At 51.0% G+C, this 21,620-nt stretch carries 17 protein-coding genes and 1 tRNA gene; 9 read left to right on the forward strand and 9 right to left on the reverse strand.

Annotated features, from left to right (window positions below):
- The 5 genes from ABJ205_RS02770 to ABJ205_RS02790 all read left to right on the forward strand — a co-directional run.
- Positions 1 to 428 (forward strand): hypothetical protein (locus ABJ205_RS02770; RefSeq protein WP_348509990.1); only part of this gene is annotated, 428 nt, incomplete at its 5' end.
- Positions 428 to 1,120 carry a hypothetical protein gene (locus ABJ205_RS02775; protein WP_348039101.1) on the forward strand — a complete coding sequence of 231 codons (693 nt, stop codon included), beginning with the start codon at positions 428 to 430 and terminating at the stop codon, positions 1,118 to 1,120. The genes ABJ205_RS02770 and ABJ205_RS02775, both read left to right, overlap by 1 nt.
- A 144-nt stretch (positions 1,121 to 1,264) precedes the next feature.
- Positions 1,265 to 1,441, forward strand: a complete 177-nt coding sequence (locus tag ABJ205_RS02780) for a hypothetical protein (protein ID WP_348509991.1) — start codon at positions 1,265 to 1,267, stop codon at positions 1,439 to 1,441.
- A gap of 154 nt (positions 1,442 to 1,595) precedes the next feature.
- Positions 1,596 to 1,787, forward strand: coding sequence for an SOS response-associated peptidase family protein (locus tag ABJ205_RS02785; protein WP_348039100.1), 192 nt, complete (start codon positions 1,596 to 1,598; stop codon positions 1,785 to 1,787).
- A 330-nt stretch (positions 1,788 to 2,117) separates the two neighbouring features.
- Complete coding sequence (locus ABJ205_RS02790) at positions 2,118 to 3,680, forward strand: hypothetical protein (RefSeq protein WP_348039099.1); 1,563 nt, start codon at positions 2,118 to 2,120, stop codon at positions 3,678 to 3,680.
- Between the two features lie 267 nt (positions 3,681 to 3,947).
- Here ABJ205_RS02790 and ABJ205_RS02795 read toward each other — a convergent pair whose 3' ends face one another.
- The 8 genes from ABJ205_RS02795 to ABJ205_RS02830 form a co-directional block, all read right to left on the reverse strand.
- Positions 3,948 to 6,110 carry a DUF262 domain-containing protein gene (locus ABJ205_RS02795; protein ID WP_348509992.1) on the reverse strand — a complete coding sequence of 721 codons (2,163 nt, stop codon included), beginning with the start codon at positions 6,108 to 6,110 and terminating at the stop codon, positions 3,948 to 3,950.
- Between the two features lie 289 nt (positions 6,111 to 6,399).
- A complete protein-coding gene (locus ABJ205_RS02800; RefSeq protein WP_348039097.1) occupies positions 6,400 to 9,900 on the reverse strand; it encodes a DNA methyltransferase in 3,501 nt (1,166 codons plus the stop codon).
- Between the two features lie 144 nt (positions 9,901 to 10,044).
- The gene (locus tag ABJ205_RS02805; protein ID WP_348039096.1) at positions 10,045 to 10,254 is read right to left on the reverse strand and encodes a hypothetical protein; all 210 of its coding nucleotides are present in this window, start codon (positions 10,252 to 10,254) and stop codon (positions 10,045 to 10,047) included.
- Between the two features lie 329 nt (positions 10,255 to 10,583).
- Entirely contained in the window at positions 10,584 to 11,318 is a 735-nt protein-coding gene (locus ABJ205_RS02810) for a hypothetical protein (RefSeq protein ID WP_348039095.1), read from the reverse strand.
- 301 nt (positions 11,319 to 11,619) lie between these two features.
- The gene (locus ABJ205_RS02815) at positions 11,620 to 11,814 is read right to left on the reverse strand and encodes a helix-turn-helix domain-containing protein (protein WP_348039094.1); all 195 of its coding nucleotides are present in this window, start codon (positions 11,812 to 11,814) and stop codon (positions 11,620 to 11,622) included.
- Positions 11,815 to 11,932: 118 nt separating this feature from the next.
- Entirely contained in the window at positions 11,933 to 13,054 is a 1,122-nt protein-coding gene (locus ABJ205_RS02820; RefSeq protein WP_348039093.1) for a hypothetical protein, read from the reverse strand.
- Complete coding sequence (locus tag ABJ205_RS02825) at positions 13,051 to 14,283, reverse strand: integrase arm-type DNA-binding domain-containing protein (protein WP_348039092.1); 1,233 nt, start codon at positions 14,281 to 14,283, stop codon at positions 13,051 to 13,053. Before ABJ205_RS02825 ends, ABJ205_RS02820 begins: the two co-directional genes overlap by 4 nt.
- Before the next feature lie 177 nt (positions 14,284 to 14,460).
- Positions 14,461 to 14,547, reverse strand: a tRNA-Leu gene (locus tag ABJ205_RS02830).
- A 244-nt stretch (positions 14,548 to 14,791) separates the two neighbouring features.
- Between ABJ205_RS02830 and ABJ205_RS02835 the strand changes: the two genes are divergently transcribed.
- Positions 14,792 to 15,727, forward strand: a complete 936-nt coding sequence (locus ABJ205_RS02835) for a complex I NDUFA9 subunit family protein (protein WP_348039091.1) — start codon at positions 14,792 to 14,794, stop codon at positions 15,725 to 15,727.
- Between the two features lie 21 nt (positions 15,728 to 15,748).
- Here ABJ205_RS02835 and ABJ205_RS02840 read toward each other — a convergent pair whose 3' ends face one another.
- Positions 15,749 to 16,543, reverse strand: a complete 795-nt coding sequence (locus tag ABJ205_RS02840; protein ID WP_348039090.1) for an undecaprenyl-diphosphate phosphatase — start codon at positions 16,541 to 16,543, stop codon at positions 15,749 to 15,751.
- 265 nt (positions 16,544 to 16,808) lie between these two features.
- Here ABJ205_RS02840 and ABJ205_RS02845 point away from each other — a divergent pair, with 265 nt between their 5' ends.
- The 3 genes from ABJ205_RS02845 to ABJ205_RS02855 all read left to right on the forward strand — a co-directional run.
- Positions 16,809 to 18,275, forward strand: a complete 1,467-nt coding sequence (locus ABJ205_RS02845) for an NAD(P)-dependent oxidoreductase (RefSeq protein ID WP_348039089.1) — start codon at positions 16,809 to 16,811, stop codon at positions 18,273 to 18,275.
- Positions 18,276 to 18,301: 26 nt separating this feature from the next.
- Positions 18,302 to 19,282 (forward strand): DUF2059 domain-containing protein, encoded by a 981-nt coding sequence (locus ABJ205_RS02850; RefSeq protein ID WP_348039088.1) that lies wholly within the window; start codon positions 18,302 to 18,304, stop codon positions 19,280 to 19,282.
- Between the two features lies 1 nt (position 19,283).
- The coding region (locus tag ABJ205_RS02855) for a glutamate synthase central domain-containing protein (RefSeq protein WP_348509993.1) at positions 19,284 to 21,620 on the forward strand (2,337 nt) is incomplete at its 3' end.

Raw genomic sequence — 21,620 nt, forward strand, 5'->3', positions numbered from 1 at the left:
GCGGATCAATTATCGTTGGTGTTGAAGATGAAACATTTGCTCGTCAAGGCGTAGGAGAAGATTTGATGGCGACCTACAACGTTGACAAAATGAGGGATCAGATTGCTCCATTTGCCGATCCGAGAGTGATTTTCACAAAACAAATAATGGAAGACCGACAGGGCCTTAGTTACGTTGTTATCGAAGTGTCATCGTTTGATGATATTCCGGTCATTTGCGCTCGTGACGGACTCGATGTCCAGAGAGGCGTAATTTACTACAGAAGCAGAGCAAGGCGACCTGAAAGTGCACGAATCTCTAACACAGCAGATATGAGAGACGTAATTGAGGCGTCAATCGCTCGACGAACTAGACAGCTAAGGCGAATTGGATTCACAGCCGAACCAGGCGAACAATATGACTTTGATGCTGAACTAGGGGGCCTCTGATGAAAGAAGGGCTGCTTGAGCTAATATGCAACTCTGGTTATTGGAGAGTAAATTTAAGGCCATTGAATTTACCTGACGAACCGCTTTTGCTTGGACGCTGTCAGGAAGTCGTTGAAAAGGCACGAGTCTCTATAAGGGGGTGGGATTTTCCGCACATCAATTATCGAAACGATGACGCGGGCGGGTATGAACGTGGAGCAGAATTTATAGAAAATTGGACCGAATGGTCAGGATTTAATGAGTTTTGGAGAATGTACAAAAGTACGCAGTTTCTTGCTTATGTTGCGCTTAGAGAAGACACAAAACCTAATGATCATGATAATCCACAAATACCGATATTGAACATTGTAGGCACAGTGTACCAAATTACGGAAATCTTAGAATTTTGTCATCGTTTGTACAAAGCTGGCCTGTATCAAGGCGGGGTGAGTCTTGGGCTCTCTTTATATGGGGCTGAAGGTCGAATGTTGAGCGCTGGCCAAAATGGAATTCCCTTTCATGATCTTAAGCAAACTCATGCAGAACAGATTGAAATTAACAAGTCTCTTGGCCCTGAGCGCCTAGCCGAAGAACACATGAAAATTGCGATTGATATTTGTGTTGAGCTTTTTGATCATTTTGGCTGGAATCCAGATTCGACACAGTTACAATCTTATCAGGAAGGTTTCTATCGACAGGATTATAGATATTGACTGGAGCTAGTTTCGCCTAACCGGCTTTATTGCCGCCAATTTGAGCGATACAGCTAAGGTCCGCTTTCGGGATGACACAATCACAAGGCCGGCCGTTGGGACCCTGTCACTTGACCGTATTTTGAGGTCATTTCGAACAAATAGATGTACGATCGAAAATATGCCTCTGAAGAGCTTACATGGGTCGAGTATCGAGAGATGCTCGATATCACGACGCCGCTCAAACCTAACCTCCACCCGAACTACAACATAGCTCGAACACAGATCTTGCCGGTAGCCGTCAATGAAAGCAACGAGCATTTGTTGAAACCCATGCAATAGAGCTTAATCCCAACATGGTCGAAAGATCCAACTCGATCCTATTCATTGTTCAATGCCCGGGCAGAGACTCTAATAGAAAAGCCGTCGTTCAAGAACCTTCTCAAGTCATGTCGATGCGCAGTGTTTGTTTCCGGTTTTCATGAGTGGGAGCGGAGTGGCAAAGCCGAGCCGGTTCACCGTGTCCAACGCCGATGGCAGGCCGATGATCTTGGCCAGGCTATGGGCCGACATTGGATTTCTGGAAACGACAACCTATTCTATCATCACGACAGCTGCGACAAAAGCCTTTGAACCAATCCACAATCGCTTGCCAGCGATCCTAGAACGCGAACAGGTTTCGACATGACTTCACGGCGGCTGGAATGATGCTGAGCTAATGACACAATCTCATGGTTGTGATTTGGATGTTGTGCCGACTAGCAATAATGTCGGGAATTTTCGGAATAACTATGATGAACTTTTAGATGCGATTTAGTCACCTACCGTTTGGGAATCAGTTTGCGTTCGCAACATCCCGAAAGCGGAAATGCGATTTTGGTTTCTGTCTTACGTGAATTGTATCGTGATCGCTTCTCTCACCCGTCTTCGAGCAATTTGGGCGGCAAACTTGCGATGCATCCAGGAAAGATATCAAAACAATCAAGCGTGTATGCATCAAGTCTGATAGGCTTTAAAAATGACCAATACTGCTCGACAGAATGAAGATCCGGACCGGCTTAGAGCCAAATTGGCAACTTCACTTTCGTTTTCGGACGATGTCCGGTTTTTTCGCCTAATCTGGGCGTTGAATGCGCTTCAAACCGGTCGTGTCGAAGAAGCGCGCCCATTCCTAGCTTCCTATCCACAGGAGGCTGCAACCGAAGGGATAATAGGAAAGCACGCCATCTACCCTTGGGAGCTTGAAACTCTAGCAAACGAACTGCTTACAACCCCGAAACACGCCTACTACCGCTTCTTCGATTACAGCTCTTGGAATGCGATTAGTGAGACAGTTAATCTCGTGCGAGAGCTTTCAGGCGCAGAATACACCGCTAATCCCGATAAGCCGCACATCCTAGTCGAGATGGGTCGAATTGGAGCACGGCAGTTTCCTTGGCAACGTGGCTTTTTCGGCATTCCGCAGATTTATCGAAATACGTTTATTTATGGTCAAGGCGAGTGCGCAAATTACCTTAATGAAAACTTCCAACTTACAGCGTTTGACATGACGCTTGTTGGATTTGCGCTTACCAGTGTTTTCTATGCAAGCCCAGCGATCCACCCCGCCGATGATCTGCACTTGATTCATGAGTTCGGCATTGATGCCGATACGCTAGCGCGCGCTATAGCTCGTATCTCATGTCCGCTGAGTGACCTAAGGTACGACGCTACGCAACTTCGCAACACTGACGCCGAAATAGCCTACAAACCGAGTATTTTCCGACAGTATCCATGTGTCCACGTCGGCCATCGTAATCGAACAATGATCGCGCCATTGCCAGATCTAATAATGGACCGCGTAACGAATGGACTCTTCTATGATGTTATTGGCGGTGGGGGTGCTGTCCGCGAGGAGATCGGCCAACGCTTTGAAGAGTACAGCTTGACTCTTTTGCGTGGAATGCTGACAGACGCAACATTCGAACCGGAAGTCACCTACTCAACGCAACTAGGTCCGGTTGCCACGCCAGACATCCGAGTGCTCGCGGATGACGGAACAGTTCAACTAGTTATCGAGTGCAAAGCGTCTCGCATGAGCGTAAACGCGCGGTTCGGTGAAGCGCCGGAAGAGGATCGCGGTTACGAAGAAATCGCGAAAGGCGTCATGCAGCTTTGGCGATTCTTTGCCCATTGCGGAAAAGAGAATGGTCCCAATCGCCTCGTGGACAACCCTCAGGGTATGATCCTCACTTTGGACGAGTGGTTTGCGGGACGCGCAACTGTTATTCCTGAGATTATGGAGCGAGCCGGTGAACTCGCTGATGGCAGCGCACATCCTATTTCGCTGGAAGACCGACGATCTGTAGCCTTTTGCACGGTCTCAGAACTTGAAAGCGTATTGAAGACAGCAACGATTGCTTCACTGCTTGAAACGGTAGAAATCGGATCAGGTGATCGCGCTGGATGGATTTTTTCGACGCTTCATCGAGAAGCCAAAGCCGAGAAGACAGAACAGAAGGAATATCCTTTCGAGCAAGCGCTCGGCGAACTCCTTCCATGGTACGCCCTCCTCGGCGAACTGCGCGACGACGAAAATTGATTTCAAGACCGAAACACGGATTTCAAAATCACTCGCATCCCGCGATTTACTGCTCCTCTTGTGAACTTGCGGATCACGCGTTCATACTTCGCCTGTGAAAGGCATACCGAATGCGGACATCAGCTAGCTGGTGGTTTTTAAGCTCGTGAACCTATCGATTTATACAAATCAATTAGAACGGCAACGAGACAGTCACCAACAATTTCCATCCATTGCACTGCCCTTATTTCCGTTGCTCGTTACATTTTTATCGTGACGATCATCAGGTCACCGTTTCATTACCTCAAATCTTTTGGCCAAAAATGAAGGTACTTCTCTCAATGGCATTTCGGGTGAAGAATTGCCGCTACGAACATATAATTTGTCGGCCTCCACTCCTTTTTTGTCTTTTATCGAGAGGATAAGCGGCTCATCGGCGGGTCGAACATCAATTTTACAAATCTCAGTTCCATCTACTTCGGGGAAAGAGACCCTTAGTTTTGTACCCGAAAAGATTTGCCCAAATGCCTCAGAGAACAAATTCCGCAAGTGAAGCTCAAAGCGATCATTGTCAGCATCACCCAAGCAGGAAAAATCCTGGTCCAACCCAACAGCTACTCCAGCATCTGATACTCCAATTAGTAATGTCCCACCTTCATAGCTATTAGCAAACGCGGCCACAGTCTTAATGACAACAGCTTCCATCACCTTGTTGACCCGGCCTTCGGTGACATCCCAACGCAACGTCTGCTTGAATTCGAGTTCGGCACTTTCTCCTTCGGTAATCATTTCCTCGAGAGTGATTGGTGCATTAGGCACTTCGGTCTCAGTAATAGAAGAAAGAAACGAATTTAGTTCATTCGCAAGCAAAGCACGGCGAGCCCTTAAGAACCCCTCGTAGTTTTCTACAGCCCAAAGATCTGTATCGATTGGAATACACTGCTTCGACAATGCATCGGGGTTTCGATCCAGTATTTCACTTAAATACTCCTGCGCCGTCGTTGCACTCTTTGCTCGATTTGCAGTTTGCGTCAGGATCGCACGATTTGTCAGCTCCTGAGCTAACGAGTACTTAATGCGGTTTTTGGCACCATATCCAGCTGCTTTGAGCTTGGAAAACGGAAAAATGTGATCGTTTTCTAATGAGTATTTTTTACCCATTGGCTGACGCAATCTGACACCTGTTGTTAGACAATAAGCGTCGCGGCTTTTAAAATACCAACGCATCATAGCGTAGAGTGGATGCGAAATAGTGCGCCCTTCGAATTCTTCAGGTAAAATTTCCAGCGATCGTTCATCTTGGATTACCCGCAGCAACTCATCAAAAGGCTGCGGTAACTCATTGACTATTCGCAAATCACGGTCCAATTTCTGCGGTAGCTGACTGATATATCTTGTACGAATTTGTGAGTAATAAAACCACTTAACAATTTTACGAATTTCTAGCTCACTAAGGTGCTCAACTCCTGTTTTTGCGTCTGCTTTTTGAAAGCAGTAGGCAATTATCGGAATCAAAGCATAGACCGAGTTTATCTCAACTGAATGGTCTACGAAAGCGTGCGATTGCATGATGTTTGCGACGTAATCGAGGATGCTGTGTTCCAGCCGTTCCCATGCATCTCGTATAGGAACATTGTTCGCATCGTCATGCAACAACGCCATATTCGAGCCCGAATGATGAACGCATGCAAGTAAGGCGTAAACAATAAAATCAAGCTTGAATACGAAGCCTCTTGCCTCAAGTTCGACAAGTTTCTTTTTGAATATATCTCGCGCTTCCGGCCAGTATCCCGAAATCTGAGCGAGGGCGAGTTCCGCTTCAGTGAGTGAAACGCCGCCAGAATTGACCTTGTAAAATATGTCGATAGCCTGACGAACGCTAGCTTTAACCGGGATCGTCTGCTCGGGGAAATCCCAGTTTAAAATACTTTCAATACGCCTAATGTTTCCTGAAACTAGGCGTGCAAAGTCTTTGGTGACGTCGGCGCCTCGTGTTTCTAGACCTTTCAGTATGTCTTGATCCCAGACTTCATCTTTAAATATCGCCGTGATGTTTTGCCAAAGTGGATCATTTTCCATCTTCAGTTTTTTGTAATATTCAAGCTCAAGTGTTTCTACATTTACATATAGTCCGCGTGTGTCATTCAAAATCTCAGGCGCGGTATAGTAAGGTGGCAAATTTCCTCTGACCAACATGTAGAGTGTCGTCAATCGCTGTTGCCCGTCTAGTAAAATACGAACCGCTCCTTGCTCCTCGGTATATTTATGCGGCCCCTTGAGTTGTGGAGGAGTGTTGGTTTCCCATGTAAGCATGGTACCGGTCGGGTATTCTTTGATCAACGAATCGATCAGCTGTTTAGCGTCGTTACGTTTCCATACATATTCACGTTGAAATGCGGGCACGAAGAGTTGGTTATCGTCAATCTTGTCTAGTGCTGTAGATATTTTCATCCATGCTCTCTCTAATTATATGAAAACGCTATGTGGTACCGGCTGGCTATTCAAACATTGGGCCCGGAGAAGTCTCAATCTTCGGTCGATGATCGCCAAGAAGCCTTTCAACTAGAGATTTTAACTCTTTGGCACGCCCGGTCTTCCTGCTACCCAGTTCGGCAAGAATCGAAGTCAATTCCGAAGCATCCGCACTGGAATTGTTAACGTACTTTTCAAGTTCTTCGATCAATATGTGCCCGAAAGGGCGCCCCGACCTACCACCACTACATTTCAACAGAAAATCCCATCACGCCGCATATCTCCCATCCTTGAGCCGCCGAGCCATTCCGATACCGGTCAGCGCATCCAGCACCGGCCGGACAGTCGCGGCGCGTTTGCCTTTGAAGCTTCGCGCGATATCTTGCGGGGCAAGCGGAGTACCGGCTTGGGTGAGAATGCCTTGCACTGCCCTGACTTGTTCGGGCAGACTTTTGGGCCAGGGGATGGTATTGTCGGGCAATACGGACGTAGCTTCGCCAAAATCCATCGCTTCGTTGAACGGCGCTTTGTAGCCGGGGTCCTGATACTCAGGGCGCGGATAGCGGATCAGCCCGCGTGCCTCCTCGGCGACCCGTTCCTTGTTGAGCGCCAACAGCCGCGAGAGGATTTCCTCATTGGTAAGCGCTCCCGCCGCATGGTCCGCACCCCAGCCATAGGCCTGCGCCACCAACGCATCGATGGCATCATGATGTTGCCGAATGAGCGTGACCAGCCCGCGGTCATGAATGTCGCGCTCGACATCGGTCAATGCCGGGCCGCCCCTTTCGGCAGCGCGGCGTGCTTCTAGCACATTATACAAATCAGTTAACGTAATGTCCTTGTTCTGTGAAAGAACACGTTTCCTCAAAACATCTAAATTTTCCGCCTCGGCACGAATTTCATCTTTGAGCTCTCTTCCAATATCAGCGGGATACGGAAACTTTCCAAAACAATGTGGGTGATTGTAAACTGGATCATTGCCTACGCCTTGACGCCCTCCAGTCGCGTCAGCCCATGCAACATGGATCGCACTCGACAATATTCCAAGATCGAATGCATCAGACAGAGCAAGAACACGTAGTTTCTGATCGGGTAGAATGGCTTCTTCTAAAAAGCTAAACAACCGAAATTTCGATGTTTCTGTAGTCGCTATATAGCGACCCAGTTCCTTCAACGCTGTTCTCATCTCAACTCGGGCCTCACCAAACCGCCACCAGAATGACCTGTGATTTTCGCGCTCCGCTGTATTTCTATCGGACTTCACATTATCGAAAAGATACTGATAAGTATGAGGGTATTTTGCCCTTAACTCGCTCTCGTCCAATGTACTTACATCAATAATAAGACTTGATGACACGTTGTCAGTTAGATCAGATCCTCCAATGTAGGCCCGCAAATATGGCGACTCATCCAACTCGTCAGCTACATCCGGATATTGTTCAGTTTCCAACCTGAAACCTAATCCAACAGGAATCACTCCCATGAAAGCCAAGCCAGCATTCGACTGCAACTTATTCGCGGTCGTTACGTCAGGTCCGACTGTTAAATCAGAATTGATGATACCACGGCGAGAGTTGAATTCAGGTATGGAAAATCCATCATTCGATCTTGGCTCTGCCGTCACTTCCATTATATTGCCAGCAGTGATCTGATTACTGACAACCGTCATTGAGACTCTAACGGAAGCGTTGGTTTCTTCATCCCGCCAAGGGTGATCGGGAATCGCAAAGTTTATAATCACCGGGTTTTTAGCACCCATGTGTCCCGCCATAACTTTACGGTTAGTAATCTGTTTTATGCTATTCGTTGATACTAGACCGAAACGTTGCATCGAGCCGTTCCTGATCAATTGCGCGCATCGATCCCACCAATACATTACTAGATCCACATTGCCCGGCACGTGTTTCCATGCAGATCTAAGGGTCTCGACATAACCGTCACCTAGCCGCACCCTCATGCGCTTGTTACCAATAAACGGAGGGTTACCGACTATGAAGTCTGCCTTGGGCCATAAGGCCGCCCGTGCATTAATGTAGCTATAGATTTCTACCCTAGAGTTTTCATCAGGTACTTGTTTTCCAGTGACGGGGTGTTTTATCTTTGCCTCCCCGTCCCATCGGGTAGTGGGCTTACCTTGTTCATCGCGAACCAACAATTTTTCATCATAGTCGATCAGAGCATCGCGGTTTTCGATTGTGCGAATATCCTTCAGGATCGGCTCGGGCGGGCTGCGGTCCTTGCCGTTCACGCGGAAGTGCCATTGGAGATAGCCGATCCACAGCACCAACTGCGCAATCGCCGCCGCGCGCGGATTGATCTCTATGCCGAGGAAGTTTTCCGGGGTGATCGTGTGGCCTGAGAGTTCGGCGAGATATTGCCGGTCGCCCAACTCCTCGAGCAATTCGAGCACCTCGCCTTCCAGTTCCTTCATCCGCGCCATGGCGACATAGAGGAAATTGCCGGTTCCGCAGGCGGGATCGAGCACCTTGGTCTGTGCCAGCTGGCTGTGGAAGCCTTCCACAACGGCGCGGGCGGCGTCGATCTTGTCTTCGCCCATCAGGCTTTCGACCGCGCCGCGCACCCCGTCCCAATCGGCGCGCAATGGCTCCATGATGGTGGGCGCGACCAGCCGCTCGACATAGGCGCGCGGCGTATAATGCGCGCCCAGCTTGGCGCGCTCTTTCGGGTTGAGCGCACGTTCGAGCAGGGTTCCGAAGATCGCGGGTTCAACCTCGGTCCAGTCTTTCCCCGCTGCCTCGATCAATACTTCCAGTTCGACCCGCTCCAGCGGCAGCGCTTCGCGCGATTTGAACAGATAGCCGTTGAAATGTTTGACCGGTATGCCGAGCGAGGGGGCAAATTCACCCTTGTCCATCGCGGTCCATAGCGCGCTCAGCTGGTGGTGTAGATGTTCGGGATGATCAAGCTGACCCTTGAGCAGTTCGCTGAACGAGCCTTTGGGTAGCAGTACACCAGTATCTTCGGCGAACATCGTGAACAGCAGCCGCATCAGGAAGCCGCTGACGCTTTCAGCATTGTGCCCGCGCGCTTCCAGCCGCTTGGAAATAGTGGCGAGGTAATCCGCAATCTCGCGCGTCGCCTTGGCCGCACGAGTCGAGGGATCGAGCGCCCTGGGATCGGTCCAGATCAGCGTCAGGCGATCGCGCACGTCCTTGTCGTGCAAATCCTCCAGCATGATACGGTAGGATGAGCGATCTGGGAACTGGGCATAAGCTTTCCCGGTGCCAGTGAAGTCTGCATAGACATCGATGCAATAGCCGATGTCGGTTACCAAAAGGATTGGGGGCCAACCATGTTCGTGAGGCAGAGCCTTCGCATAGCGCTCTGCTTGTCCTTTTGCTTGCAACATCGCGCGGGTCCAACTTGGCGTACCCCGCTTGGCCGTGCCTCGTTTAACCCTAGTGGTCGCGGTCTGACCGAAGAAATCGAGATCTTCTTCACCGCGATTCGCTGCCGCCCGGTCGCCCTCACTACCCTGCTTCGCTTCTAGGATGAAGCAATCGAGCTTATAGCAATCAATACGCCCGAAACTTTCGCTGCCATCGCCGTTATCCTGATAGACACCGCGTTCAAAAACATAATTGTTATGCTCTTCGATCTCTTTTGAGCCATCAGGTGATGGGACGTCGAGTAGAGCACAAAGGCCGTTAATGAAGCTCTGTGTATTGGCAAGCTCAGAGCCGCCAGTTTCACGCCAAGCTGCGATGAACGCATCGATTGATTCAAACGGCATCTCGGATATGGTCATACACCAGCTTTAAACATTGGATACACGCACGAGCAATCAAGAAAGCGTCATTAATTGGAATTTCGGTACATTAATACTTCAAGTATGCATGTGAAAAGACAATATTCTAGGAAACGGCAATCGAAAAATTTGGCTCCACAATAGTTATCTACTACGCTCACTATCGCTAATTGCCTTGATTACAGCGGCTGAACATCCAAACATGGCCGAAACCAAAACAAGCACGGCTACCGCAAACCAAACCGCTGAGTTCGATTCAACGGCAATAAATATCGCCAAAAGTGCCGAAGCAAAAATCAGCCATGCGTATATTGCCATTCGTTTTTCCAACGGCACCTTTTGATCTTCATCCATAGATTACTCCCAAGTTCGATTTTCCGGCTGGAGCCGGGTGGTTCGTAACGTGCGAACTCAGGTAAGCACGCCCCACGTATTCCCCGTGAGGGTATTGTATTTCGAGGGCCGCCCGACATAAGCGGACCTGAGTTCAGCACGTTTGTGCATCGCTGAGACTTACGAGATCTGAGCGATGTGCTCTGGGTAGTTGATCGTTGATATTTTGTCCATTGCAGAAGCTAACCATTGTTCTCGGTAAATCGTGAATTCACTGAACTATCCATATTTGGACAACACTCCCGTTGGCCCGTGAAAAAGCAATTGAGACAGAATTTGAGACAGAGCGATCAACTAGATTGGGCTGCTTTCGATCTTCTTCGCTGCCACCGTCCAACCCGCTTACCAATGACCGTGCCACAATCGACGTGACGACGAGTAATCCCTAGCAAGCGCAATTTGTCGTTGCTGGCGCCTTTGAGGACATATCCGACCACAATATTGAGATTGGTTCGATGTTTTGATGGATTCCTCTGAAAAGTTTTCAAGGTTCCGCCAATCCGACTGGTGTGAATTCGGCCTTTGGTTTTGCGAGGTTTATAGGTCTGGTACTTACGCGCGATTTGGTTGAGCCAGTGATATTGGCGTCTACGCAGCAATGGAGCGAATTCAGGGGGCACATGCATCAGTATATGGACATGAGTGCCGCCTCCAGCCGGGTTTTCGCGTACCCAATTCCAGACTAATCTCTCGCCTTTGCGTGCCAACCAATCCCGGTAACTTTTCATGAACTGGCCTATTGCTTGAACTGCATCTTCATCCTCAATACCCATTGCGGCAAGATTGAGAGTCTTGTGAACATTAGGTGGTCTTCCACAATCAATTGCATCTTCGATCCCTGATAGAAATGTTCTGGCTTGAGTCACCGAAATCAAGTCGCTTGTTCGATTAGCAAAATTTCGAGCCCCTCCTCTTTTGGATTTGATGACTGGTGATACAGGAGACGCTAACTCTGGTTCTATATGGGCTCGAAACCCAACAGGCCTCAAAACATCGGAACTCTCTGAATTTACAAGCTTTCTCATATATCGTCTCACAGAATTTGTAGTAAGTTTCAAAACCAATTTATTCTAGTTTTGTGCTCGCAAAAGGGTTCGGAGAATGACAATTTCACTTCCGAAACATGAGTGGTTTTTCATGTAGATGTAATTTCGCAGTCCTTAGAGAAAGGCTCCACTTGTATGGAACACGGCTCTGTCACCATTGGACCTAAACTTACTTGTCAATTTTGATGTAAATGCTAGATTCCTGACATTGGTGATGCTGGCAGGCCTCGCTTCTAATAGCCCCTCGACCGTTGCACCGGTCGAGGGGTTTCTATTTGGCCTATTGAGCACCGGCCAGCTCCCCTTCACTAGTAGGTAATGTATCTAGCCAAGCGTCCATATCATTTCTGGATATCCGGCTGGCACGCCCGATTTTTCGCAGCTTGATGCGTCCACCTGCGATTTCTCTGTAGATGGAACTGATTGAGATGCCATATTCTTCGCTGCATTGTCGCAGAGTTAGAAGTTTTGTCATGATTACTCTTCCTCGGTTGAATCAGGCGCCACGCGAAGTGGCTTGGCGCTTCAAGATTTGAGGAGAAGTATCGAACGATGAATAATGCGTCAGCCAATTTGGCCAATAACCTCAAAGATTAATGTTTGGATTTATTCTGCTTGAACATAAGTTCAGCGACGTCCACTTTCTCTTTTATCATGCCTTCCGACGGTTCTTTATGCCAATTGATTGAGCACCAATCAGCCATTTCGCGAACACAATCGGCCTTCATCCAACCACGCCCAAATCCGCCACGATGACGAATCTTGTCCGTAGCGACCTCAAGGAACTCGGACCAATTGTAACTAGGCGGACGCCCTCCTTTGTCGCCTTTGGGTAAAAATAAGTCGGTGGTTTGCGAGCGGCTGAACAAGATGCTCCCAGGTCCATTTGCGGATGAAAGGCGAAACTCTTCAAGCTTGAAACTGAGCGCGATATCGCGCTCTAGCAGACTAGAATCTTCCCTCTGCAAACAGATCAAGTCTTTCCGATCGACACTAGATATTATTTGCTCAAGTGCTTCTGACAAACAACTACATTTTTCCCAGGCTTCAAATTCAGGGAACTTTGCAGAACCGCATCCACAATGTTTTGTTGCTGTGACATGTCTTAGCCAACCCACTGCTCTGATTTGCGCATGTTTCTGTCTAGTCTTTAACCTTGCAATCCCTGCTTCATCGAGAGAATTTGCGTAGCGATAGCCTGGTCTAGCCACTTTTGCTGCAGCTATTGATCTCCAAGGATCATCGCAGGAAATTTGAACGACCTCATGATAGCTTCTTGTCGACACCCAAGCTAGCACCTGAGCTAAGTTCCACTTAGTTACTAACTTTTTAACGTTGTGAACCATTTGACCGTTCAAAACTTGATTGGTTGTCGGCCGGAGGTAGTTGGTCAACTCCTTTCGTCTCAGCAGCATGCCTCCGTTGTAGATATATTCTCGCCATCTATCGCGAAGTTCCGGATCTTGTAGATTTTCCAATACGGCTGGAGATGGTGTTCGGCCACCCTCGCCAACAATCCAAGTTTGGTCGACGTCGCTATTTTGAGAAAACTTTGGATTCGGATGATATGGTGATGGCGTTTTCGCAGCCATTTTTATGCTGGATGCCTGTATCGCTCTAATTATTGCCTCACTTGCGTTTTCATAAGATCCAAAAACGGGCTGCAAAACTTTAGCGGCACGGCGAAATGACAGTGAAGACTGTCGTCTTTTCAACGCTTGCTGTCCTTTAAAGCTCGTAAGCGCACCACTTCACCGCCATCTCTTAGCTTATCCAAATAGTCGCTCCACCATTGCGCCATTTTGACCCGCTCTTCCCAGTAGTTTCCTCTGCTATAGGCACCTCGTACCGCATCACTGTCACCATGTGCCAATGCTCGTTCGATCGCATCCGGTTGCCATTTTCCACTTTCGTTAAGTAAAGTTGAGGCTGTTGCTCTCAGGCCGTGGGCGGTAATTTCATCCTTTCCGAACCCCATACGCCGGAAGGCTACATTGATTGTATTTTCACTCATCGGTCGAGATGGTGTATAAAAGGATGGAAAAACATATCCGTCACCGCCAGTTAGTGACTTCAGTGAATTCAGATGTGCAAGAACTTGTTTGGATAACGGAACAGCATGGGCCCGCCTGGCTTTCATTTTGCCGGCCGGAATATTCCATATCGCTGAATCAAAGTCGAATTCGTGCCATTCGGCATGTCGCAATTCTCCCGGCCGGACAAAAATGTGCGGTGCGATTTTTAATGCCAACACCGTAACCGGATTACCCTCATAAACATCTATCGCTCGCAACAATTCACCGAACTTTCCGGAGTTCAAGATTGCAGCATAATGTCTAGCCTTTGGCGTCACCAATGCGCCTTGCAACGCGGCAGCGGGGTCCACTTTCCCTCTACCGGTCCATATAGCATATCGAAACACCCGGCTGGCAAAGGAACGGCACTTCTTCGCCGTTTCGTGTATGCCTTGAGCCTCAAGTTTCTTGAGCGCCGCAAGTAACATTTGAGGGTCAACATCGGAAACGGGCATGTCGCCAATCGCGGGATCGAGAAGCTTCAGGAACCAGCGTGCCTTAGAAACAGTGGTTTCAGCTCGTCCCTCTTTGACCAATTTGGTTTCGATATATTCTTGCGCGATAATTGCGAATGTATTGCCCGAACTAAGTTTCGATAGGGCTTTTAGTTTTTTCCGTTCGACGGCTGGATCTATACCATCTGCGATCTTCGCCCTTGCTTCGTCACGCAATTGCCGCGCCTGTGCCAAACTGACCAAAGGCCATGAACCCAGCGCGAGCCTCTTTTCCTTGCCTACCATACGGAATTTCAGACGCCACAGCTTCGAACCATTGGGAAACACTTCTAAGTACAGACCATGGGAGTCCGATTTTCGGTACGGTTTTTCAGATGCCCTAAAAGCTTTTATTTCTGTGGCAGTCAGACTCATTTGGGGGCATGACCTTCCCTCAAACGAGCAGAGAAGAGCCGCAATGCCCCCAAGCATGCCCCCAGAAAACCTGGATTGTTCAGATTTAACATGATCCACCCCGCCACAACCAGACACGATTAGTGACAGATTTACGAGGGTTATACAAGCTCTGAGGTGCGTCTAGCTATGTGCTAATGGTGCCCAGAAGAGGACTCGAACCTCCACATCCTTGCGAATACCAGCACCTGAAGCTGGCGCGTCTACCAATTCCGCCATCTGGGCCCATGAGGTGGCAATCATGTCATTGCCGCCTGATAGAGGCGCGCGACTAGCCGCTTGTTGGTTCCACTGTCAATGATTCATATCGGCAAAAGCCTGCTTGTTTGTGCCGCTTGCTTGCGACGCGTGCGCTACTGTGGCTCTGGCATCGCAAAAATGATGACCTGCGCCCGGAAAACACTGTTGCTTCACCCGTCTCGCTGGGGCAGAGGCTAAGCGGAAACCAAGCGACGAGTGGAAGATAGACATGGATCTCGACGGACAATTGATTTGCATATTTGGCGGCGGCGGATTTCTGGGTCGTTATATCGCCCAGACTTTGCTGGATCGCGGCGCGCGTCTGCGCATTGCCGAGCGCAGCATTAGAAATGCGATGCACATCAAACCGCTGGGTAACCTCGGACAGACGCAATTTGTCAGCGCCGATGTAACCAAGGCCGACAGCGTCGCTCGCGCGGTTCATGGCTGCGATAGCGTGATCAATCTGGTCGGCATTTTGAGCGGCGATTTTGAACGGGTCCATGTAGACGGCGCGCGCAATGTTGCCGAAGCGTCGGCGGCGGCTGGCTGCGACAACTTGCTGCACCTTTCCGCCATAGGCGCGGATAGTGAATCACCATCCCGATATGGACGGAGCAAAGGTGACGGCGAAAATGCGGTTTTGAAAGCCTTTCCCGATGCCATCATCGTCAGACCCTCCATCGTCTTTGGTCAGGAAGACCAGTTCATCAATCGCTTTGCCGCGATGATCCAATATTTGCCTGTGGTGCCAGTGATCGGCAGCGCGACAAAATTCCAGCCAGTTTTTGTTGGCGATGTTGCGGAGGCCATAGCGCAGGCGTTGACCCATCCCGACCTTCATGCGGGACAGACGTTTGAATTGGGGGGTCCGGAAGTGGTCAACATGGGCGAACTGAACCGGCGCATCGCGTCAATGACTGGGCGCGAACGGGCCTTTGTCGACGTTCCAGACATTGCAACCAAGCTATTGGCGATGATGCCTTTGAGCCCGATCACGACCGACCAGTATAAGATGTTGCAGAAAGACAATATCGTAGCCGATGGGGCCAAAGGCCTGAACAGCTTCCACGTCACCCCGACACCGATTGCGGCTGTTGCCCGGGGCTGGATGGACAAATATACCGACCATGGTCGGTTTGGCGCCCGCGCGAAAGCGAGCTAGGGCCCGGTAAAGAACGCTGGCCTAAAAGAAGGCTAGCAATGCAGCGCCCATCGCCACGCGGTAGACAACAAAGATCATCATCGACGCCTTGCGCAGAAATTGCATCAAGAAAGCCATGGTTGCCAACGCAGCAACAAATGTCAGCACGCCAGTGATGAGCGCCTCTTTTAGAAGCGCGCTGCTCGCACCCATTAGATCGGGAATGATGAGTACCCCTGCCCCGGCAACCGCGGGTATCGACAAGAGGAAGGAAAAGCGCGCCGCCTCTACTCTGGTGTAACCGAGGAACCGCGCCGCCGTCATCGTCACGCCGGAACGGCTGGTGCCCGGAATCAACGCCAGGGCTTGCGCCAAGCCAACGATAATACCGTCTTTCAGCGTCAGGTCTTCGAAGGATTTGACTTGCTTGCCAATCCGGTCAGCGACCCCCAGCAATATGCCATAGACGATCAGATTGATGCCGACGAGCGTGGTGCTACGGAAACCGTCAAGATAGCCGCCAGTCTTCAAAAATAGCCCCACGATGACAGCCGGGATCGTGCCGATGATGATCCACCAGAACAGTCGCCGTTCGGCCGGAGCGTCTCCAATTCCAATGGAAGCAAGTCCGCCCTTGCCCAGACCCCATACATCTTTGAAAAAATAGGTGATGATCGCGAGCAAGGAACCGACATGCACAGCAATGTCAATCATGGGCCCCTGATCGGCATATCCGGTGAATACCGGCAGGAGAATCAGATGGCCCGAAGACGATATCGGAAGAAATTCGGTAACGCCCTGCACGATCGCGAGGAGCAGCATTTGAATGAAGGTCATGAACAGCCTGTATTGTGGTTTGTCGCGCAATAGCGTTTCGCCATGCGGTTGTCGTGAGAAAATATAGGGCCAGTTCGGATCTTTATTGCAAACATAGGCCGGCATCCGAAGAATCTATAAGGCTTTCACATCAATTTGGGACAGAATATATGTCCTATATTGTCATTTCTGCGTGACATCCGTACCATATCTGGCTAATTCCGTCCCCGAGCTCGGGCACAGGGCTCTTGGATATCATCAAAATCACTAGAAACGAGCGTCTGGCATGGCACAAAGCCCGCAGAAATTGGAAATGCTGAAATTTGTAGAGGAAGGCCAGGCCTATCCGGAGAAGCGCCAGCCCAAATTGCGCGCGGAAGACTTTCAGGAGATTGCCGACAAATATGCCCCGCAACAAGCGGCGGAACAATCCGCGCGCTGTTCGCAATGTGGCGTGCCATATTGTTCGGTCCATTGCCCGTTGCACAATCATATCCCGGACTGGCTGCGCCTGACCGCCGAAGGCCGTTTGCGCGAAGCTTATGAAATGTCCAACTTGACGTCGACCATGCCGGAAATCTGTGGCCGTATCTGTCCGCAAGACCGCCTTTGCGAAGGCAATTGCGTGATCGAATTTTCCGGCCATGGCGCCGTTACCATTGGATCAGTCGAAAAATATATCACCGACACAGCCTGGGAAGAAGGCTGGGTCGAACCGCTGAAACCTGGAGCGCCGCGCGGACAATCCGTGGGCATCATCGGCGCTGGTCCGGCGGGTTTGACGGCAGCGGAATATTTGCGCGTCGCTGGCTATGATGTGCATATCTATGATCGCCACGATCGCGCCGGCGGGTTGCTGACCTATGGCATTCCAGGTTTCAAGCTGGAAAAAGAAGTGATCATGCGCCGGGTGCAGCGGCTGAAAGATGGCGGCATCCATTTCCATGAAAGTTTCGAGGTGGGCAAGGATGCGACGCTGGACGCGCTGCGCGACAAACATGATGCCATCCTGATCGCCACTGGCGTTTACAAAGCCCGTGAAATCAAGATGCCGGGCGTGGGCACATCGGGCGTCGAAGAGGCGCTCGATTTCCTGATTGCTTCCAACCGCAAAAGCTTTGGTGATGACGTGCCCGATTTTGGCCCTGACACAGGCGGGAGCCGCTTGAACGCAAAGGGAAAGAATGTCGTCGTGATAGGCGGCGGCGACACCGCCATGGATTGCGTCCGCACATCGGTGCGACAGGGGGCGAAATCGGTCAAATGTCTCTATCGTCGCGACCGCGCCAATATGCCGGGCTCGCAAAATGAAGTCCGCAATGCCGAGGAAGAAGGCGTCGAATTTGTCTGGCTTTCTGCGCCCAAGGCCATCGAAGGTACCGACCATGTCACGGCGGTAAAAACAACCAGGATGCGGCTCGGCGCGCCCGATGCCAGCGGTCGCCGGTCCCCCGAAGTGGAGCCAAATAGCGATTTCACCGTGGAGGCCGATCTGGTCATCAAAGCCTTGGGCTTTGACGCAGAAGATCTGCCGACGTTGTTCGATAGCAAAGATCTGTCGGTCACCCGCTGGGGCACATTGCGCGTGGATCACAAGTCAATGATGACCAATTTGGAGGGTGTCTTCGCTGCTGGCGATATTGTCCGCGGGGCCAGCCTCGTCGTTTGGGGCATCCGTGATGGGCGGGATGTGACGGAGCATATGCACCGGTTTCTGAGACAGAAAAAACTCGCCAAACAAGATGCTGCATGATGATTTGAACAATTGGAGATAATGACATGAAGAAAATTCTACTTTTGGGAGCGGCGACCTTAGCACTGAGCCTGTCCGGACCAGTCTCGGCACAGGACAATCATCAAGATGCGCCTTCGACCGTCGCAGAAGAGGGCGCGAAGGAGCTGGATGCCTTCACCAAATTGTTCGAAAATATGTTCACCAAAGACGAGACGCCTATTGATCCCGCGCTGTTGTCAAAGGGCGAACGGGTCGCTGCTGCGATTGTTCCAAAAGGCAGTTACCGCAAGATCATGGCAGAGACGTTCCAGAAAGTTATCGAGCCGATGATGGCTGGAATGGATCAAATTCCGCTTTCGACCATCGCCAGCTTTGCAGGCGTCCGCGAAGAGGATATTGCGCTTAAAGACGGGGCGACGCTGTCCGAACTTATGGCCATCTTCGATCCCTATTATAAGCAACGCAACCAAAGCATGATGTCTCAGATCACCGACATTCTCATCGACATGTCTGATGATATGGAACCACCCATTCGAGCGGGAATGGCGCAGGCCTATGCACGGCGTTTTTCGGCTGCAGAGCTGGAAACCGCAGCAAAATTCTACGAAACAGACACGGGTGCAAAAATTGCCGGCGAAAGCCTGGCCATTTTCGCAAGCCCGGAAGTCATGTCTGCCTCGATGGAAATGATGCCCAAATTCATGGAGCGACTCTTTGGCGCCATGGAAGAAATATCCAAAGGATCGGACGACATTCCGCCACCGCGCAGATTCAGTGATCTGAACGAGGAAGAGCTAAAGAAACTGAACGAATTGCTTGGCATCGAGGCGGGCTCGGCAGACGACGATGCTGATGATCCGGTTGAAGAAGATGCGGTTGACTGGACCGATCCAGCACGATGGTCAGACGAAGATCGCGCGGCCGTGCGGAAGCTCGAAGCCGATTCCGATGCTGCGTTCGATAAATATCTGGAGGCGCTGGATGCCGCCAAAGAAAACGCCAGAAAGCGTTTGCAGAAAGACTGATATGACCCACCAATACCCAACCCCCCAGCATGAACGCCTTGCGCGTGAAGGCATGTACCGGCCTGATTTCGAAAGCGATGCCTGCGGCGTCGGTCTGGTAGCGGCGACGGATGGCAAGCCGTCCCGGCGGGTTGTATCTTCGGCCATCGATGCGCTGAAGGCGGTTTGGCATCGGGGCGCGGTGGATGCCGATGGGATGACAGGGGATGGGGCCGGCTTGCACGTCGACTTACCCGCTCGTTTCTTTGACGATGCGATTGCCGACAGCGGCCACAAGGTCCGCCCGAACCGGTTGGCTGTGGGTATGATATTTCTACCGCGCACCGATCTGAACGCGCAGGAATCTTGCCGCACCATTGTCGAGGCAGAAATCATTGAATCGGGCTACACAATCTATGGTTGGCGTCAGGTGCCGGTTGATGTTTCTGTGATCGGCCAGAAGGCCCAGAATACGCGACCCGAGATCGAGCAGATCATGATTGCCGGACCGATGCCGGACAAACAGGATGCCCGTGAATTTGAAAAGAATCTCTATCTCATTCGCCGCCGGATCGAGAAGAAGGTCATCGCTGCGCAGATTCAGGATTTCTATATCTGCAGCCTGTCCTGTCAGTCGATCATCTACAAAGGGCTGTTTCTCGCGGAATCATTGTCGGTCTTCTATCCAGACCTGACCGATGATCGCTTTGAAAGCCGAGTCGCGATTTTCCATCAGCGCTATTCCACCAACACTTTCCCTCAATGGTGGCTGGCCCAGCCATTCCGCTGTCTGGCCCACAATGGTGAAATCAACACGATCCGCGGCAATAAAAACTGGATGAAGAGCCACGAGATCAAGATGGCGAGCCTCGCTTTTGAAGACCATGGCGAAGATATCAAGCCGGTCATCCCCGCCGGTTCCTCTGACACTGCGGCTCTGGATGCCGTGTTTGAAACCATTTGCCGTTCCGGCCGAGACGCGCCGACCGCAAAAATCATGCTGGTGCCGCAAGCCTGGCAAAATGACCCGGACATCGATCCGGCTCATCAGGCCATGTATGAATATATGGCCAGCGTGATGGAACCCTGGGATGGCCCAGCCGCGCTGGCGATGACCGATGGTCATTGGGCCGTCGCCGGAGTCGACCGCAACGCTCTGCGTCCACTGCGCTATTCGCTCACAACCGACAATCTGCTGATCATCGGTTCGGAGTCCGGCATGGTCGTGGTTCCTGAAAGTCAGGTCATAGAAAAAGGCCGTCTTGGCCCCGGTCAGATGATCGCGGTGGATCTCGATGAAGGCATGATGTTCAAGGACCGCGAATTGAAGGACCGGATCGCCGCCGAGGAGCCCTATGCCGATCTGGTCAAGGGGTTCCAGACCGTCGACGATCTGCCGCCCGCACCCGCAATGTCAGGCATGGGCTTTTCCAAGGAAGAATTGATCCGGCGCCAAACCGCAGCCGGCCACACGCTCGAGGACATGGAAATGATCCTCGCGCCGATGGTCGAGGATGCCAAGGAAGCCATTGGCTCAATGGGTGATGATACGCCGCTCGCGGTGATCAGCCTGAAACCGCGCCAGGTCAGTCATTTCTTCCGGCAGAATTTTTCGCAAGTCACCAATCCACCGATTGACAGTTTGCGCGAACGCCATGTCATGAGCTTGCGCACGCGCTTTTCCAATCTGGCCAATATATTAGAACAGGACAGCCAGAATGAGGATGTTCTGGTGCTCGACAGTCCGGTGCTCAGCTGTGCTCTTTGGGAACGTTTGAAGCTGGGCTTTGGTCAAGCCGTGGCCGAGATCGACTGCACCATGAGCACCACGGGAAATGCCATAGAATTGCGCGATGCGCTGGCCCGGATCCGGACAGAAGCAGAGCAGGCGGTGCGCGCCGGCAAGACCGAAATTTTCCTTACCGACGAAGATATAGACGAAGACCGGCTGGCGATCCCGATGGTGATTGCGACGGCGGCGGTGCACACGCATCTCGTTCGCAAAGGACTGCGCTCTTATGCCTCGGTCAACGTTCGGGCAGGCGAATGTCTCGACACCCACTGCTATGCCGTATTGATTGGCGTCGGTGCGACCACGGTCAACGCCTATATGTCGGAACCCGCCATTGCCGACCGCCATATCCGCGGACTGTTTGACGGAATGACCCTCGACGCCTGTCTCGCTCGGCACAAAAAAGCGGTCGACGAAGGCTTGCTCAAGATCATGTCGAAAATGGGCATTGCGGTCATTTCCAGCTATCGTGGCGGCTATAATTTCGAAGCGGTCGGCCTGTCGCGCGCTTTGTGCAACGATCTCTTCCCGGGCATGCCGACCAAGATATCCGGCGAAGGCTATGCG

Origin of the sequence: Erythrobacter sp. (assembly GCF_039988855.1) — a bacterium.
In the GTDB taxonomy this organism is placed as follows: Bacteria; Pseudomonadota; Alphaproteobacteria; order Sphingomonadales; family Sphingomonadaceae; genus Erythrobacter.